At 63.2% G+C, this 695-nt stretch carries 1 protein-coding gene; it reads left to right on the top strand.

The annotated features are described in order from the left end of the window. Positions 1-8: 8 nt before the first annotated feature. The coding region (locus IF64_RS26895) for a DUF222 domain-containing protein (protein WP_345968980.1) at positions 9-695 on the top strand (687 nt) is incomplete at its 3' end.

Here is a 695-nt window from a genome sequence, read left to right as displayed (position 1 = left end):
TCGCCAGTGTGTTCGGTATTGTTTTAACCGTGGATGGACATGGGGGAATTTCTGCTACCGCCGCTGAACTAAGGTCGCAGCGGGCTTGGGTTGATGCTGCCGAGATGACGTTTCTCGCTTCTCTGGCTTCTGGTGAGGGGGAGTGGCGGGGGTTGGCTGAGGAGTTGGCGCCTTCGCTTCGGGTGTCGCCTGTGGAGGTGGAGAGGCGGATTCGTAACGCTGTCGACTTGTCTCGGCGGATGCCTCGGGTGTTGGAGGCGATGCACGATGGTCAGGTTGAGTTGTATGGGGCTCGGCGGATCTTGGCCGTGACCTCGCCGCTGTCCGATGAGCATGCCCGGCAGGTGGATGCGTTGTTGAGCGACAAGCTCGCCTCGGCTCCCGTCACCTCGTGGCAGCCACGCAACCTGGCTCAACATGCGGCTCGGTTGGTGGAGAAGGTTGATCCGGGTGGGCAGGCCGAGCGGGCTCGCATGGCCCGGGCTGGACGGCGCGTGGTGCTTGATCACGGGCCGAATGCTCAATCTCGACTCACCGCCGAGTTGCCGTCGGAGGTGGCTTCCGCCTGTTATGCGCGGGTTGATGCGATGGCACGCCGCCTACGACGTGATGGTGAGTCGCGCACGTTGGACCAGTTGCGCGCGGATGTCACTGCTGACCTGTTGCTGGGCAATGATCCCGGTGTTCGGGTTCCC

The sequence above is a fragment of the Prauserella rugosa genome, assembly GCF_000719975.1.
In the GTDB taxonomy this organism is placed as follows: Bacteria; Actinomycetota; Actinomycetes; order Mycobacteriales; family Pseudonocardiaceae; genus Prauserella; species Prauserella rugosa.
The sequence above is the reverse complement of the archived record's forward strand: the minus strand, read 5'-3'. Positions and strand labels throughout refer to the sequence as shown.